This window comes from Bartonella tribocorum CIP 105476, assembly GCF_000196435.1.
GTDB lineage: Bacteria > Pseudomonadota > Alphaproteobacteria > Rhizobiales > Rhizobiaceae > Bartonella > Bartonella tribocorum.
In genome coordinates, this window is the sequence record NC_010161.1 from 422108 (window position 1) to 436904 (window position 14797).

Consider the following 14797-nt stretch of genomic DNA (forward strand, 5'->3'; position numbering starts at 1 on the left):
ATGGAACAAAGAACAGCAGAGTGGTTTCAAGCCCGTTTAGGCAAAGTTACCGCTTCAAACGTTTACAACGTACTCAGTAAAACAGCAAAGGGAACCCCTACAAGCAAATATGAAGACTATAAAATTAAACTCATTACAGAGCGTTTAACAGAAGAAGTAAGCCAATTTTATACAACGCCTGCTATGCAATGGGGCATTGAACATGAAGAAGATGCTCTAAAAGAATATGAATTTATTTATGACACGATTGTCACAAGATGCGGATTTATCGAACATCCCACAATCAAAATGGCGGGCGCTAGTCCTGATGGGTTTATTGGTGATGACGGTTTAGTTGAAGTCAAATGCCCACAAACCATCAACCATCTACGCTTCTTTATAGATGACAATATAAAGCCTGAATATCGCGCGCAAATGCAATTTCAAATGGCTTGTACGGGGCGTAAATGGTGTGATTTTATCAGTTATGACCCACGTTTTACGAGGCAATCAACATACTTGCGTATGAAAATCAAACGCATCCACCGTGATGAAGAACAAATTGAACAGATTAATCAAGCGGTTGAAGTCTTTTTAGAGGAAATAGAGCAAGAGATGGAAAAGATTTTGACAAAAGCCGCTTGACGTTATGGGGGTGCTCTCCTCCCAGCACCCCCACCCATTTAAGTAATAAGTAATATAAAAATAGAAAGGTAATGAGATGATATTTGATGATGGCGATAGATATGTAACAACCCGTGAATGTGCACAGCTTTTTAGTGTATCAACCACAACGATTCGCAATTGGGTGCTTCAAGGGGAGTTTCCGCAACCTTATAAACTAGGAAGAGCAGTAAGATGGAGAAAAAAAGAGATTCTAGCCTTTACTCCAAAGAAAAATAGGGAACAAATAACAACAAATTAAGTAAAATTGTATAAATCACAAGAGGTGGTCTAAAAGGTGGTCTGAAAAACAGCGAATCAAATAAAAAATTATATATTTCAATATGTTAAAGAGAAAAAATGGTGCCGCATGCCGGATTCGAACCAGCGACCCCATCATTACGAATGATGTGCTCTACCAACTGAGCTAATGCGGCATAGATTTGTAAGTCAGTGAAACAAAACTAATTTGAGGGTAATAGCTAAAAGTACGTATAAAAGCAAGTATGCATTTTTTTCAATTATTTATAAGATTTGATAATAATTGAGGGGGATAGCTGTACAAAGGTCATGGGGGCAGTATTCTCTGATCTTAATGCTATAAAACGTTTTCCGATTTATGATAGTGTTCAAATTAAGATGCTGGAGACCTAGATATTTAGGATAGAAATGGTGTTAAGCTATCTTAGTAAAGATAAAAATATTTTCTGCTTCTAAGACAAGGGAAAAATTTGTTGAATAAGCGCTTAGGAAACTAAACTTTATATAATGTGAAAATAAGACGCTTAAAATTAGTTGAAGTTACTTTTCAATTTTATAGGAAGAAAAGGGGAGAGGGTTAATAAAGTTAATCACGTTTTTTACTTAAGATGGAGTCAGAAACATGTCGGATGAAAATCGGCTTATAGAACTAGAAACGAAGCTAGCTTACCAAGAAAAATTTATTGAGGAGCTTTCTCATATGGTCACTGATCAATGGAAAATTTTGGATGAGATATCTAAAAAAGTTGATGTTTTAGCGAGACGATTTTCAGATTTAGAAGAGCAAAGCCTTACTGAAGCTGTTATTTATTAATAAAGCAACATGCTGATTTATTAATCATAATTTATCGTTATTCAACTTGAATTAGAATCTTGAATACCGTAGGATTCTCTCATTTCAAATCTCTCTCATATCGAATAAGTAAAACCCGTATCTTTTGCATGTTACAAGCGGAGTGAGTCCGTATGGATAAAAAACTATTAAGAAAGGGCTAAAAATGCCTCTTATGAATCGTCTCAAGTACCAAGGAGTGTAGCAGCATTTTAGGGATGGCAAAATATATGATGGTGTCGACTTGTTATTTTACAAGCGAAAAGATGCAGATGCTGAATGGACTCACCATTATATCATTCATGGCCGATGTCGCGAAATGGTCTTAGGCATATTGAGAGATGTTTCTTAAAACAAGCGCATGAATTAGCAACCCAATGGTGTTCTATTTTATAGGAGAGGCGCGCCCCTATGAAGATATTTTGTAAAAAATTTTTCTAGTAATAATCTCGTATTTTTTTAGATATGATCGGGTGAATACCACAATGGGAGAAAGGTATGAAAAGTTCTTTCTCACGATTGTGCGTTATTTACAGATTATTTTTTATTTAATACATTTTTTAGCATGTAGAACAGTTTTCATAAGCTTTAGAAACTTCCTTATTAATTTCAAAAAGTCTCAATCTTATAAGAAGCGCTAATATTGGAAAACATTTTTATATGTGATTTCTATTACTAAAATTAAGAAAGGTCTTTGTAGAGTATAAAACAACAGCCATAGAAAAATATAGAGACTTCAATGGATTTCAATTTTTTCTTTACAGAGTTTTCTTATCGGCAGGAGTTAAATTTATTCTCTAATTTTTTTGAATTGGTGCAAATGAAATGATGTTATCGATTACAAATCGTGATTGAGCTATATATTTTATTATAATAAAGTGTTTTTACCTGTTCTTACGATCAAATGACTTTTAGTTGTGTTGATAGGGTGAGGGACTCCTCTAAGCTAAAGGTTGTGTATTGTACAGTGAGTTCTAGAAGTCTTTTTCAAGATTAAATTTATTCTTCATTTTAAGTATATGATATTTTGTGAAAAGGATTTGGTTTTTCGTAATTTAAGATACAAAATATTATTGCTAAGGCACCAAAGATAGACCAAGCTGGTAAGTAAGTGAGAGTAATGCAAATAGAGGACAGAAAATCAGGCATTATCTTGCATAGAGATTGATTAAGACTATAAATATCTGTTTTCAGAAGATTGACTAGAATTTTATTAAGAGGGGTTATTGACCAATGTGATGTGATGACAGAGTGCGCATTATCAATAACCAATGCTATAATTGTTAGTGTAACAAAAATGAAAGCCATTAATTTGAATAAAGGGCGAAGCATATTTCTTCCTATAATTTCAATAAAACAATTGCATAATGCATAGAAAAAGAAGGAGTTGCATTATGACAAAAAAATAGGTTTATGTTCTTTTTTATAATTTCTGTTGAAAGAGAATATGTCAAAGATATTATCAACCTTTCGTATAAAGTTTAAAATCAATATCGAGGGAGGGGGGAGTAAGGAATAATGCTTAAGAATGCGAATAATGAATTGAAGCGTAGTCTTCAAAATCGTCACATTCAAATGATTGCTTTGGGTGGTGTTATTGGGACAGGACTTTTTTACGGATCAACAGAGGCGATTCAATTGGCGGGACCCTCAGTCATTTTAGCTTATCTCATTGGCGGGCTTATTATGTATTTCATTATGCGAATGCTTGGTGAAATGTCGGTAGAAGAACCATCTTCAGGAGCTTTTAGTTTTTTTGCTTATAAGTATTGGGGAGAATTTGCTGGTTTCATAACAGGTTGGAATTATTGGTTTCTTTATATTCTTGTAAGTATGGCTGAACTTACAGTGATAGGTTTTTACCTTGATCATTGGATTTTGATTGATCATTGGAAATCATCTTTCATTGTTCTTTTATTTGTTACATTTGTTAATTTATTTAATGTTCGTTTTTATGGAGAATTTGAATTTTCCTGTGCTTTGATCAAAGTTTCTGCCGTTATTGGTATGATTATTTTGGGAATTTTTCTCATTGTCACTGGAGTGGGGGGAAATCAAGCGAGTATTCATTATCTTTGGGACCATAGCGGTTTTTTCCCTTATGGAGTAATAGGAGTTGTTTTAGCAACTTCTGTAGTAATGTTTTCTTTTGGAGGAACAGAGCTTATTGGTATTGCTGCTGGAGAGGCAATTAATCCACAAAAAACAATTCCAGCGGCTATCCGTCAAGTTATGTGGAGGATTATAATTTTTTATATTGGTTCTATCAGCGTTATTATGATAATCAGCCCATGGAATATGATTGGAAAAAACGGCAGTCCTTTTGTTACGATTTTCGAGATTATAGGAATTCCTGCTGCTGGCCATATTTTGAATTTTGTAGTCATTATGGCTGCTGTTTCTGTTTATAATAGTGGCATTTATTCTAATGGCCGTATGCTTTATAGTTTAGCTGTACAAAAAAATGCACCACATATTTTTAGTAAACTTAATTCTGCGCGGGTGCCTTATGTTGCTATCCTATTTTCATCAATTTGTACTGCGATGATTATCATCGTTAATGCTCTTATTCCCAATAATAGTTTTATGCGGATCATGGCTCTTGCTACAGCTGCAGCGGTTATCACTTGGGCCATTATTGTTATTGTTCATTTGAAGTTTCGAAAGGCTCATAAGAACAAAAAAGAAGCGTTTATTTATGCGTTTGGTTTATATCCTTACGCTAACTATCTTTGCTTATGCTTTCTTTTTTTATTATTTTGCATTATGTTTGTCAGTGGTTTTGGGCAAAATGGATTGATGACTCAACTTTTTGATATGATAGGAATCAGGGTATCTTTTCTTGAAACATATATCCCTGTACAGATGCCTGATATGAGTTTGGCAGTCATTATTATTCCTCTATGGTGCTTGTTTTTACTTTTAGGTTATAAACTGAAACGATAGCAAAAGAAGAGCTAATACAAATAGATTGATTGGAATAAATCTTGGGGATTATAAAATTTGATAAGGTAACACAAGTTTTTGGTGATTTGTGTGTATTAAGGAATATTAATGTACAGCTTACCGAAAGACGCATCGCCATTATTGGTGCGAATGGTTCTGGAAAAAGTACATTTGTTCGTCTTATCAATGGGCTCCAATTACCATCTCATGGTTTTGTAAGTGTTGATGGGCTTGATACAAAGCGCGATTCAAAAACAGTAAAGCGTAAAGTGGGATTTGTTTTTCAAAATCCTGATAATCAAATTGTTTTACCATTAGTAGAAGAAGACTTATCCTTTGGTCTTAAAAATTTGAAGCTGAGTAAAGATGAAATTAAAGAGCGTGTAGATGAAATTTTACAGCGCTATGAACTTCAAGATTTCAGAAATCACGCTGTTCATTTATTAAGTGGTGGGCAAAAACAACTCGTTGCTATTTCCAGTGTAGTTGCAATGAAACCAGATTACATTATTTTTGATGAGCCGACGACATTACTTGATTTGCGAAATAAGCATCGCGTTACGCAAGTGATAGAAGAATTACCACAAACGGCAATAGTTGTATCGCATGATTTGGAGTTTTTGAAAAAGTTTGATAGAGTATTAGTTTTTGATAAGGGGGAGATAGCAATTGATGATGTACCTTTTGTTGCTATCAAGGAGTATATAAGAAGAATGTCATGATCGGTTTATATATTCCAAGGGATACATTTATTCATAGGTTAAGTCCTGGCGTTAAGTTATTATTTCTTACAGTATGTGGAACTTTTATAATAATGGTTTCATCTATACCGCTTCTTGGACTCTTTTTATTGTTTGTAATTTTATTCTATAGAGTTGCCAAGGTTCCTTTCAAAGCTGTGATCAAGCAGTTTAAATCGATGGGATTGCTTTTAGTTCTTCTATTTTTATTTCAAACTATTTTTATTGGATGGCTTACGGGAGTGGAGGTTATATTACGTCTTGTTGTCCTCTTTTCTTTATCATCACTTATTTCATCCACAACAAAAGTTTCAGATATGGTGGATGCAATTGAAGCATGGCTTCAGCCCTTTCGTTGTTTTGGTATAAATCCATCAAAAGTGAGTATGGTTATCTCTATGGCGATCAGGTTTATTCCTCTTTTGAGTGAAAAGTTTAATGAAGTCCATGAAGCACAGCAAGCACGGGGACTTAATACGAACATTGTCGCTCTTGCAATACCTTTAATTATACGAACCATAAGAATGGCTTCAGAAGTGGCTGAAGCATTGGAAGCGCGTTCTTATGATGCTGATACTATTGATACAGCATCTCATAATAATCCAAGTTTTTTATAGTGAAAGAAGAATCAAATGAATACAAAAGATTTAGTCTATATTTCTTTATTTGCCGCTATTTATGCTATTTTGGGCCTTTTCCCTTCTATCTATCTTCCTTTTCTTCTAGGGGTACCTATTACAGCTCAGTCGATGGGACCGATGTTAGCAGGGTCTATACTTGGGGCTAAAAGGGGGGGGGTAGCATCACTCCTTTTTCTTGTCCTTGTTGCGATTGGATTACCTCTGTTGCCTGGTGGTCGTGGCGGGATCAGTGTCTTTTCAGGGATTGCAAGTGGTTATTTGATAGGTTTTCCATTTGCTGCATTTTTTATTGGTTTAATGGTAGAATTATTTTGGCAGCGGTTAAATTTTATAACATTATTTGTGATAAATACTGTGGGCGGTATAGGAATTGTCTATGCTTTCGGTGTTCCATGGACCGCATATATGACTAAAGTTTCTTTACTGAAGGTTCTAATCGCTTCCTCAGGTTTTTTGATAGGTGATTGTTTAAAAGTGTTGATTGCATCCTCTGTTGCACTCGCGATTAAAAGATCTGTTCCTCTCATTCATTCAAGGAAAAAATAGGTTTTATTTTGAATAGACTATTATAATACATTTAAAAATAAAGCATAATAAGATAAAATAAATGTATCATTTTGTTATGCTGTTATTAGATATTCATATATCACCACAAGTCCATTGAATTGAGCTGTAATGATTTATGAAATAATCGAACATTGCAGAATCTAATATGATTCATATGAGTAATATTATTAAAATAAATTATTATAATATTTTTTATATCTAAAATAATGGAAGTGTGCTTTTATAAAGCTGATATTTTTGCTTAAGTATACAACAATAACAAAAGATTTTCATAATGAAAGAATAGTCCAGTGAATACAAAAGATTTAGTTTATATAGCTTTATTTGCCGCTATTTATGCTGCTTTAAGTCTTTTTCCTCCTGTTTATCTTCCTTTTCTTCTAGGGGTACCCATTACAGCTCAGTCGATGGCTCCAATGCTAGCAGGGTCTATACTTGGGGCTAAAAGGGGAGCTCTCGCATCATTTCTTTTCCTTGTTCTTGTTGCGATTGGATTACCTCTGTTGCCTGGTGGTCGTGGCGGGATCAGTGTCTTTTCAGGGATTGCAAGTGGTTATCTCATCAGTTTTCCATTTGCTGCATTTTTTATTGGTTTATTGGTAGAATTGTTTTGGCAGCGCTTAAATTTTATACTCTTATTTTTGATAAATACTGTGGGTGGTATAGGCGTTGTTTATGCTTTTGGTATTCCATGGACAGCGTATATGACACAAGTGCCTTTATTAACAGTTTTAATAAGTTCATTAGGTTTTTTAATTGGTGGTTTTTTGAAAGTGCTGATTGCATCCTTTGTAGCGCTTACTATTAAAAAAACTGTTCCTCTCATTCATTTCGAGAAAGGGTAATTCTGTTTCTGAATGAAGTTTTGTATGACAGTACGTGAGAAATCTAGAGCACGAATAGTACCAAGATAAAATGTTTTTACCTTACTGTTTGTATTTTAATGAAATATCTAAAAAAGAGAAATTTATTATAAATTTTAATTTTAGCTTATGAAAGATATCTTGATAAATAATATACGCATATTTAAAGTTCTTATTCACAAATTATAAAATTCATTCTTTAAATTTATATAAAGATAATAATTTAATATGAAATTTTATTAATAATAACAATATTAAAAAATTTTTCATATAATAAATAATATTTATTTTTCTTATTCTATATTTAAATTCATTACATATATTTTAAATATAATATAGACACAAAAATATATTTATGTTAATTCCATTATGAATGTTTTATTAATGGAGGTAATTTATAAAAATGACTATAAAATATTTATTTGCTATATGTGCTCTATTATTAATTTTTTTATCTACAGTAAAAGCATCCGAACGTATATTTTTTCAAGGAGAAGCATCTGTTACTATTAATAATACTATTTCTTCATCAGATTTATTTATTAGTAAACAGAGCGATTTTTTATTAAATAAAATTATTTTACCAGCTCATCCTGGTAATCATAATTTATTTTGGGAAAATATGATATTTATTTTTCAAACAGCAAAACGTGTATATACTAATTTAGGAATGTATTTATATTCTTCAATATTTTCCATATTTAAATGGTAGATTATTTATTTTTTGGGATGAGGTAATAATTTTATTATCAATATAGTTAATATAAATTTATATGAATACCTATACATAATAAACAAATTATGTATTTAACATTAGAATAATTTTATATATTGTAGAAATATGTTATAGTATGTAGTCCGTCAAGGACGTACTTAATAAGTTTTTATAATGAGCTTTAAAAAATACTAATTTTTTATCAAACGATGAGGGTGATTAGTTTATTTGCAATAATTATTTTCGAACTTTATGTCAATTGAGTTTTAAATTTTTACCTCGTTGAAAGAGGAGTGTAAGTTTTATTTTGAAAAAAGGTTTGTAAGTCTTTTATTTTTTTAAGATGGATGAGTATCAATTTCATAAATTTTTTAAATAAAATGGTGTGGGGTAGGTGCGAAGCAATCAATCGCTTGATCATTGCCTTTTAATTTGCCTTTCCGACTTTTCAGAAACGCCCACATCGATATCTTTTTAATAATGGAAATTACGCATTGCTTTATGCTTTTTATTTCAAATTTTTTAAGAGGGTGATGTCCCTTATTTACAAAAAGAACAGCTCAAATGCGATATACTTGTTTTGATCAATTTACGAGTTTGTTTTAAAAAAGCACCTCTTAGAGCATGTTTGATTTTACTGGTTAATTCATATTTTTTGCACATAGGGATACCCTCACAATCTAATGTGATAAACGTTTGAGAAAATTTGGAATGGAAAATTTTCTTGGAAAGCAGGCGCCCCCGCACCGCCTGCGCCGTTATTTACGCAGAATCTTTTATAGACTGATCATCATCATAGATATAATTACAAATTTTTGAATGGCTGTTAACCACAGCATTGTCATAAATTTTTACCTGATGATCAATATTGGATTTACCATAGATCCTAGCATTATCACAAATTTGTGCGAGGTGGCCCACACGAGCCGAGCCAGAAGCCTTGGCATTAGCATAGATATTTGCACAATCTTTAATCTAGGCATTACAAAAGACATGAGCATTATCGTAAACCTGGGCATCATTAGAAATATTAGCATTTTCATAAACCGTTGCATTCAAAAGAACCGCGGCATTATCATATACCCAGAAATTGCCATCATGAGATAAGTTGCTTTTATTTTCTATAAAGCTCCCCCTAAATCCCGCAACTTAATATCATCAAAATCTCTTAGAGCACGTATACGGTGTAAAGTGATCCCATCAAAAGAGAGGTTTTCATTAGTAAATTCGTACTTTTTTGCAGGCTCTTGTTTATTAACAGATGCGGTTTCATTTGCATTTAAAGATATAAGGGGGGGGTGTTTGATATATTTGTCATATTTAAAACCTTGATGTTAATATTGTTTTCAATTGACACCCTTATAGGGTGTCGGGCGCTCAAAACACGGCTACAAGTCCGTTGCTATGCTTTTCCCTCGCGGAAGGGTATTGTATAGCATAGCTACACCCGACAAAATCATCATATGTGCTAACACAAGCATAAAAGATAGTCAGTTTTTATAATAGGATTAGGTTTATCGTAACCCATTCGCTATCTGTTTAGTGTTTCTTAATCACTTGATTATTTATATAACAAAATACGTATTTATTGTCAATTAATATTTTATCTTTTTTGATATTTTTTTGTATTTTTTTAATTGCATTATGTATTAATTTTATTATGTTCTTATGAATTGCTTCTTTTATATTTATATGCCTTTAAAGCTATATTATTGGCGTTCTTAAACGATTGCGTTATGTTTTGAATCTATACATTTATAATATTTAGAAACGCTCTCATAATGCGTTTTTTTATCTTTATAACCTATCAATTTTTTACTAAATGAATTTAAAATTTTTTGTGAATTTTGTTTATAACGCATTTATCATTTAAACTGTCTTAATAGGCACCGCGCTCTTATAACCAATGCATTCATTTGCATTTTTGCTTTATTCAAACAAAGCTACAGTTTTTACGCATTTTCTATAGCTGTTATATGCTATAGTCATGGCATCATTTTCATAAGAGAAACGATAAATAGGATTGAAATTTAGAGACTGTTATGAAAACACTTATAAAAATATCTAAAAAGAGATTGATAATTATAGAGATTAGAAAAATCCCTTTTAATAGACCGTGTCAGTGTTGTCAGTTCTTTTTAAAGCTTATATTATTTTTTTAAATGATAAAAAACTAAAACATTATATTTCAATGGGTTAATGTTTTTAAGACATAATTCATATCAAGAGTACAATCTTTAAAGATAACCAATGATGTGAATTGATTAAAACTTGTCAGTTATGTGTCAGTAAATTGAACTGACAAAAGTGATCATTTTAGTGAGTCATTAAAACGTGTCTTATGAAAAGCGTATGAAAGTAAAAACTGATTACGTTATTAAAATCCCTTGTATGAATTTTATCAGTTCATTTGAATAGATAAACTTATGATTTAGAGAATGATTAAAACGTGCTTTATAAAAAGCATATGATCCTTTAAAGCCTTTCAAAAGAAAGGGATTATAATCATAAGAAATGTTATCAAGACTATTGTGGTTATGAGTTTTGAGGTTTTTGAGGGTTCCTTTTACGCCACTTTATATATTTTTTTCAATCAAAAAATAAAAGTTATTATATTTCAATATGTTAATGTTTTAAATAAACAACCCATATTACACACAACACGTAAATACAATCTGTAATATATATAAAAAGGGGTTTTGAAGGTATTTTGAGGGTTTGAGAAACCTTCAAAACCTATAAGTAATATAAGAAAATGAATATATATAACTCTCTTTAAACAAAGCTATCATTTTAGATTACGATATAATCTTTTAAAGGCAATGTAAAAAAATCTAATTATGTAGAGAAAAGTTAGAGTATTTTTAACTTTTCATATAATTATTCTTTGAAAAGATCAGAGTGGGTTCCTGTACGAATAAGATGTAATTTACCTCCTTCTATTCTATAAATAAGCAGCCAATCTGGTTCGATATGAATATCATGATATCCTACCCAATCGCCTTTTAGTGGATGATCACAGTAATGTCTTGGTAATGGCTTTTCTTCAATTAGAAGACTCAATAGTGTACGCAGCTTATTCATATTTTTACCGCGTTTTTCCGCTTTGCGCACGTCACGTTTAAATTGTCTTGAGCGGACGGGTATCAGCATATTAAATGCCTAAATCCTTAAAAAGGGCATCAGCGTTTTTAAATGTCTTACCTTTACCTTCATCTAATTCCTTTATAGCTTTACGTGTGACACTATTAGGTACTTTAAGATCAAAAGGCAAACAACCTTCTTCAGCGACACGCAAAAATGTTATGCGGATAAGGTCTGATGCACTTAATCCCATACGTTCTAAAGTAATCATCGCTTGTTTTTTCATTTCAGCAGGAATGCGAGCGCGAACAACAGAATCGGTTTTCATGATTGGTACCTCCATTTATAACCTTTATTATAATGTAGCTATATTGTAGCCTCAAATCAACTTTTTAGAATTCAAAACCCTTTGGACAGCAGGTATGGGAAAAAAACTCCACGAAAAGAATCCTTGATTTGCAATAATTAAGAGGAATGTTGCTAAATCCTATTCTCTTAACTTTATTTTGTTATCCGTCATAGTAAAGAAGATTTTATGTAAGCAACAGATTATGGTTATAAGCTCTATACCCCTTGTGAGATTAACATACCCATTATGTGAGCATGCTTTATAAGTTATTCAGTTTCTCTTAATACCAAATTTGGTAAGTTCTTAACGATTTTCATTGTTTCTAAACTTACGGTAATCACCCTTTGAAACAACTCTAGAGGGTAGGCAGGATTGCCAATGGTTTCTCAACAGCATAGCGATTAGCATCATTAACAATGCCGCTCTTTTTATCAGTCTTAACGCATTGACGCCCCATAACCCATTCAAGAGCGGGTTTGCCATTGACGATATACTTATAAGCTTCAAGAGGGATATCTGTTATGGTAATATTGCTATTGTAGATAACAGTTGATTTATCCTTTTCGGCTTTGCCTTTCTCTTTACCTGCTTTTGCGAATTTCATTTCGGTCACATAATAGAATTTTTCGGGATTAGAGATCTCAGTCTGTTTTGGATTACCCTTTTTAAAGGTCACTGGATAAGGTTCTATGCTTTCGTAATTCACGTGCAAATGACCCAGTTCATGTCCTGTTGTTACAAACTTCCAAAAATCATCAGCAGTTTTTACGCAAGGTATACGAGGCAATTCTTTGCATAAATTATCAGCATAACGATCACGATAATCTTCTGAATGAAGTAGACCGTAAACGTAATAGAAGATATCGTTTTTTATTATAATTTTAGTAAGATATGTCGAAAGGTGCTTCTTAAACCTAGTTTTATACTCTTATCTGTTTTTTTTGGCTTCTTATCAGGCGATAATCAATGGAGTGTCTCTTGTTGTCTCTAATATGTAACAGTTCCAATAAATCAGATATATTCTATGAATTAAGAGGCTTTACTTTATTCTCGAAATGATATCATATCCAGCACCTTAAAATTAAGAAGTGTATAGTGTGTGTGATTGTTATTTTATAGTGTCATTGTAAAATCTTCAAAAGTGGGGGGGTGATATGGTTTGTGCGACCAATAAAGCGGGTGTATACAATGCGGTCTACGCTTTTCTCTCAGATTTTATAAGTATTATTCTCATCAAAAAATTAAAAAATTGTTACGCGGTTGGCGATTTTTTCTGTGACGCTGATGATGTGGTTCATTTTGTTGCTCACTTTGAGGGCACAATGAATGGGTAAGTTTTTTTTCACTTTTATTTTTGCGGTATTTTTGTGCTTTTTTTCATTAGCGAGTTTTGCAGAAAGCCTTCGTGATCAAGCGATTGATCAATCCGAGAGGATTCAACGTCAACAAACGCAAGAACAGCGTTTTCAACGATTGCATCGTAGAAACGCAACGCATGAGATTTTATTAAAGGATGATAATGAATCTACGGTATTTCAAAGCGATTCAACCCAAAAAAACTGTTTGCTGATCAAAAGTATTGAGTTTGTTGATGCTCAGTTGATTTCTCGCACCGACCTTCATAACACCATTTCCTTTTGGGAGGGACGGTGTCTTGGTATTGCTGAGATCAACGAAGTGCTTAAAGCGGTAACCAAGCTTTATATGAAGCGCGGCTATATTGCGGTACGGGCTTATTTACCTGAACAGGATTTAAGGGGTGGGCGTCTTAAAATTGTTGTTGTTGAAGGACAAGTAGAAGATATCACCTTGGAGGGTCATAAAGTTGAAAGGCAATATCAAGGGGAAATCATTACAGCTTTTCCAAATTTAGTGGGTCAACCTGCTAACCTGCGCCCTATAGAACAAGGACTTGATCAAATCAATCGGCTTTTCTCTCGTCATGCAACCATCAACCTTGGTGCTGGAGATGCTCCAGGTGATTCTATTCTTGATATTCATATTGATAAGCAGAAGCCGTGGTTGTTTACACTTTCCAGTGATAATCTTGGAGCTAAAGCAACAGGGCTTTACCAAACGCGCGTGAGCTTTTCTTTTGATGACTTGTTAGGGATCAACGATCAATGGTCGTTTAGTTATCAGCGTTCCATGAATGGTGGACCGTATCATTTTTCCGGCAAGCGTCCCAATAGTGATACGATAACAGGTTCATTTTCCATTCCCTATGGCTACTGGACGGTAGGTTTTGATGGCAGTTGGAGCCAATATCATTCGAGTATTAAAGGAATATTTTCCGATATTATGACTTCGGGTAAGTCTTTATCGCTGACGCCATGGCTTTCACGGGTTATTGACCGTGATCAAGAGGGAAAGACATGGATTACAGGGCGGTTGACATGGAAATATTCCGATAATTTTATTATGGGGAGCCGAGTTGATGTTTCCAGCCGTAAATTGGCTATTGCAACCTTAGAGCTTGATCATTCGCGCAAATGGATGGGAGGAGAGCTAAGCGCTCATATAGGGTTTCATAAGGGGTTGGCGATTTTGGGCGCTTATGATGATAAAGAGCAAGAAACTTCGACAAAAAATGCTCCCAAAGGGCAATTTTCAAAATTGTCTTTTTCTTTAGGGTATGTGCGTCCTTTTTCGCTCAAACAGTATAATTTTCGTTATAACACGTTGCTTTCAGGGCAATTGTCACCTGATGCGTTGTTTAGTTCAGAACAACTGTCCCTTGGCGGGAGTTCATCTGTGCGTGGGGTGCGTGAGGCGGTTTATTACGGCAATAATGGGGTGTTCTGGCGCAATGAATTGTCGTTATTGTTGCCAGGTTTTTCTTCGAAAATGGGGCGGAGATTTATGAGCCAATTTGCACCGTATATGGCTCTTGATTTAGGGATGATCGCCAATGCCTCCCTTAGAAACAGTTTTGGCGGGAGCCTCGTTGGGGCAACTCTGGGGTTCCATGCAAGCGGAGAGATCTTGGATATGGATCTGTCTTATTCAAATATTTTAACCCAATCGACACCGAGAGAGCAGGGGAATGCGACAGGGTTATTTCAAGTACGGACATTATTGAGATTTTAGAGCAAAGGGGCGGTTAAAAATATCGTCTAGCGCTTTATACCCATTGGGGTGTTTTTTACAAAGATAT

14 protein-coding genes, 1 tRNA gene and 1 pseudogene are annotated in these 14797 nt (G+C 33.6%); 10 read left to right on the plus strand and 6 right to left on the minus strand.

The window, feature by feature from the left end; genetic code table 11:
- Both BTR_RS01810 and BTR_RS01815 read left to right on the plus strand, forming a co-directional pair.
- Entirely contained in the window at window positions 1-624 is a 624-nt protein-coding gene (locus BTR_RS01810; RefSeq protein WP_012230877.1) for a lambda exonuclease family protein, read from the plus strand.
- 76 nt (window positions 625-700) lie between these two features.
- A complete protein-coding gene (locus BTR_RS01815) occupies window positions 701-904 on the plus strand; it encodes a helix-turn-helix transcriptional regulator (RefSeq protein ID WP_007347214.1) in 204 nt (67 codons plus the stop codon).
- A 99-nt stretch (window positions 905-1003) separates the two neighbouring features.
- Here BTR_RS01815 and BTR_RS01820 read toward each other — a convergent pair.
- Window positions 1004-1079, minus strand: a tRNA-Thr gene (locus BTR_RS01820).
- Between the two features lie 446 nt (window positions 1080-1525).
- Between BTR_RS01820 and BTR_RS01825 the strand changes: the two genes are divergently transcribed.
- Window positions 1526-1717: a SlyX family protein gene (locus tag BTR_RS01825; RefSeq protein WP_012230878.1), complete on the plus strand. Its 192-nt coding sequence runs from the start codon at window positions 1526-1528 to the stop codon at window positions 1715-1717.
- A gap of 1029 nt (window positions 1718-2746) precedes the next feature.
- Here the strand turns inward: BTR_RS01825 and BTR_RS13750 are convergent.
- The gene (locus BTR_RS13750; protein WP_012230880.1) at window positions 2747-3067 is read right to left on the minus strand and encodes a hypothetical protein; all 321 of its coding nucleotides are present in this window, start codon (window positions 3065-3067) and stop codon (window positions 2747-2749) included.
- A 186-nt stretch (window positions 3068-3253) separates the two neighbouring features.
- Here BTR_RS13750 and BTR_RS01835 point away from each other — a divergent pair, with 186 nt between their 5' ends.
- The 6 genes from BTR_RS01835 to BTR_RS01860 all read left to right on the plus strand — a co-directional run bounded on the left by BTR_RS01835 (window position 3254) and on the right by BTR_RS01860 (window position 8204).
- Window positions 3254-4681: an amino acid permease gene (locus tag BTR_RS01835; protein WP_012230881.1), complete on the plus strand. Its 1428-nt coding sequence runs from the start codon at window positions 3254-3256 to the stop codon at window positions 4679-4681.
- A gap of 41 nt (window positions 4682-4722) precedes the next feature.
- The gene (locus tag BTR_RS01840; RefSeq protein ID WP_012230883.1) at window positions 4723-5403 is read left to right on the plus strand and encodes an energy-coupling factor ABC transporter ATP-binding protein; all 681 of its coding nucleotides are present in this window, start codon (window positions 4723-4725) and stop codon (window positions 5401-5403) included.
- Window positions 5400-6038, plus strand: coding sequence for an energy-coupling factor transporter transmembrane component T family protein (locus BTR_RS01845; RefSeq protein ID WP_012230885.1), 639 nt, complete (start codon window positions 5400-5402; stop codon window positions 6036-6038). The genes BTR_RS01840 and BTR_RS01845 overlap by 4 nt, the downstream gene beginning before the upstream one ends.
- Window positions 6039-6053: 15 nt before the next feature.
- Window positions 6054-6608 carry a biotin transporter BioY gene (locus BTR_RS01850; RefSeq protein ID WP_012230887.1) on the plus strand — a complete coding sequence of 185 codons (555 nt, stop codon included), beginning with the start codon at window positions 6054-6056 and terminating at the stop codon, window positions 6606-6608.
- A 311-nt stretch (window positions 6609-6919) separates the two neighbouring features.
- Window positions 6920-7474 carry a biotin transporter BioY gene (locus tag BTR_RS01855; protein WP_012230889.1) on the plus strand — a complete coding sequence of 185 codons (555 nt, stop codon included), beginning with the start codon at window positions 6920-6922 and terminating at the stop codon, window positions 7472-7474.
- Between the two features lie 421 nt (window positions 7475-7895).
- The gene (locus BTR_RS01860) at window positions 7896-8204 is read left to right on the plus strand and encodes a hypothetical protein (protein WP_038473261.1); all 309 of its coding nucleotides are present in this window, start codon (window positions 7896-7898) and stop codon (window positions 8202-8204) included.
- Between the two features lie 765 nt (window positions 8205-8969).
- On the opposite strand, the gene BTR_RS13755 is transcribed toward BTR_RS01860, so the two are convergent.
- The 4 genes and pseudogenes from BTR_RS13755 to BTR_RS01875 all read right to left on the minus strand — a co-directional run.
- Complete coding sequence (locus BTR_RS13755; protein ID WP_012230891.1) at window positions 8970-9128, minus strand: hypothetical protein; 159 nt, start codon at window positions 9126-9128, stop codon at window positions 8970-8972.
- Between the two features lie 1959 nt (window positions 9129-11087).
- Window positions 11088-11360: a type II toxin-antitoxin system YafQ family toxin gene (locus BTR_RS01865; protein ID WP_038473264.1), complete on the minus strand. Its 273-nt coding sequence runs from the start codon at window positions 11358-11360 to the stop codon at window positions 11088-11090.
- Between the two features lies 1 nt (window position 11361).
- Window positions 11362-11619, minus strand: coding sequence for a type II toxin-antitoxin system RelB/DinJ family antitoxin (locus tag BTR_RS01870; RefSeq protein WP_012230893.1), 258 nt, complete (start codon window positions 11617-11619; stop codon window positions 11362-11364).
- A gap of 287 nt (window positions 11620-11906) precedes the next feature.
- Window positions 11907-12517, minus strand: a pseudogene (locus BTR_RS01875) (type ISP restriction/modification enzyme); the annotation flags it as partial.
- 449 nt (window positions 12518-12966) lie between these two features.
- Here BTR_RS01875 and BTR_RS01885 point away from each other — a divergent pair.
- Window positions 12967-14730: a ShlB/FhaC/HecB family hemolysin secretion/activation protein gene (locus BTR_RS01885; protein WP_012230898.1), complete on the plus strand. Its 1764-nt coding sequence runs from the start codon at window positions 12967-12969 to the stop codon at window positions 14728-14730.
- Window positions 14731-14797 lie beyond the last annotated feature (67 nt).

Bases quoted from the DNA above. Each gene is read 5' to 3' on its own strand.
- BTR_RS01810 (WP_012230877.1), top strand. From the start codon at position 1: ATGGAACAAAGAACAGCAGAGTGGTTTCAAGCCCGTTTAGGCAAAGTT.
- BTR_RS01815 (WP_007347214.1), top strand. From the start codon at position 701: ATGATATTTGATGATGGCGATAGATATGTAACAACCCGTGAATGTGCA.
- BTR_RS01825 (WP_012230878.1), top strand. From the start codon at position 1,526: ATGTCGGATGAAAATCGGCTTATAGAACTAGAAACGAAGCTAGCTTAC.
- BTR_RS13750 (WP_012230880.1), bottom strand. From the start codon at position 3,067: ATGCTTCGCCCTTTATTCAAATTAATGGCTTTCATTTTTGTTACACTA.
- BTR_RS01835 (WP_012230881.1), top strand. From the start codon at position 3,254: ATGCTTAAGAATGCGAATAATGAATTGAAGCGTAGTCTTCAAAATCGT.
- BTR_RS01845 (WP_012230885.1), top strand. From the start codon at position 5,400: ATGATCGGTTTATATATTCCAAGGGATACATTTATTCATAGGTTAAGT.
- BTR_RS01850 (WP_012230887.1), top strand. From the start codon at position 6,054: ATGAATACAAAAGATTTAGTCTATATTTCTTTATTTGCCGCTATTTAT.
- BTR_RS01860 (WP_038473261.1), top strand. From the start codon at position 7,896: ATGACTATAAAATATTTATTTGCTATATGTGCTCTATTATTAATTTTT.
- BTR_RS01865 (WP_038473264.1), bottom strand. From the start codon at position 11,360: ATGCTGATACCCGTCCGCTCAAGACAATTTAAACGTGACGTGCGCAAA.
- BTR_RS01870 (WP_012230893.1), bottom strand. From the start codon at position 11,619: ATGAAAACCGATTCTGTTGTTCGCGCTCGCATTCCTGCTGAAATGAAA.
- BTR_RS01885 (WP_012230898.1), top strand. From the start codon at position 12,967: ATGGGTAAGTTTTTTTTCACTTTTATTTTTGCGGTATTTTTGTGCTTT.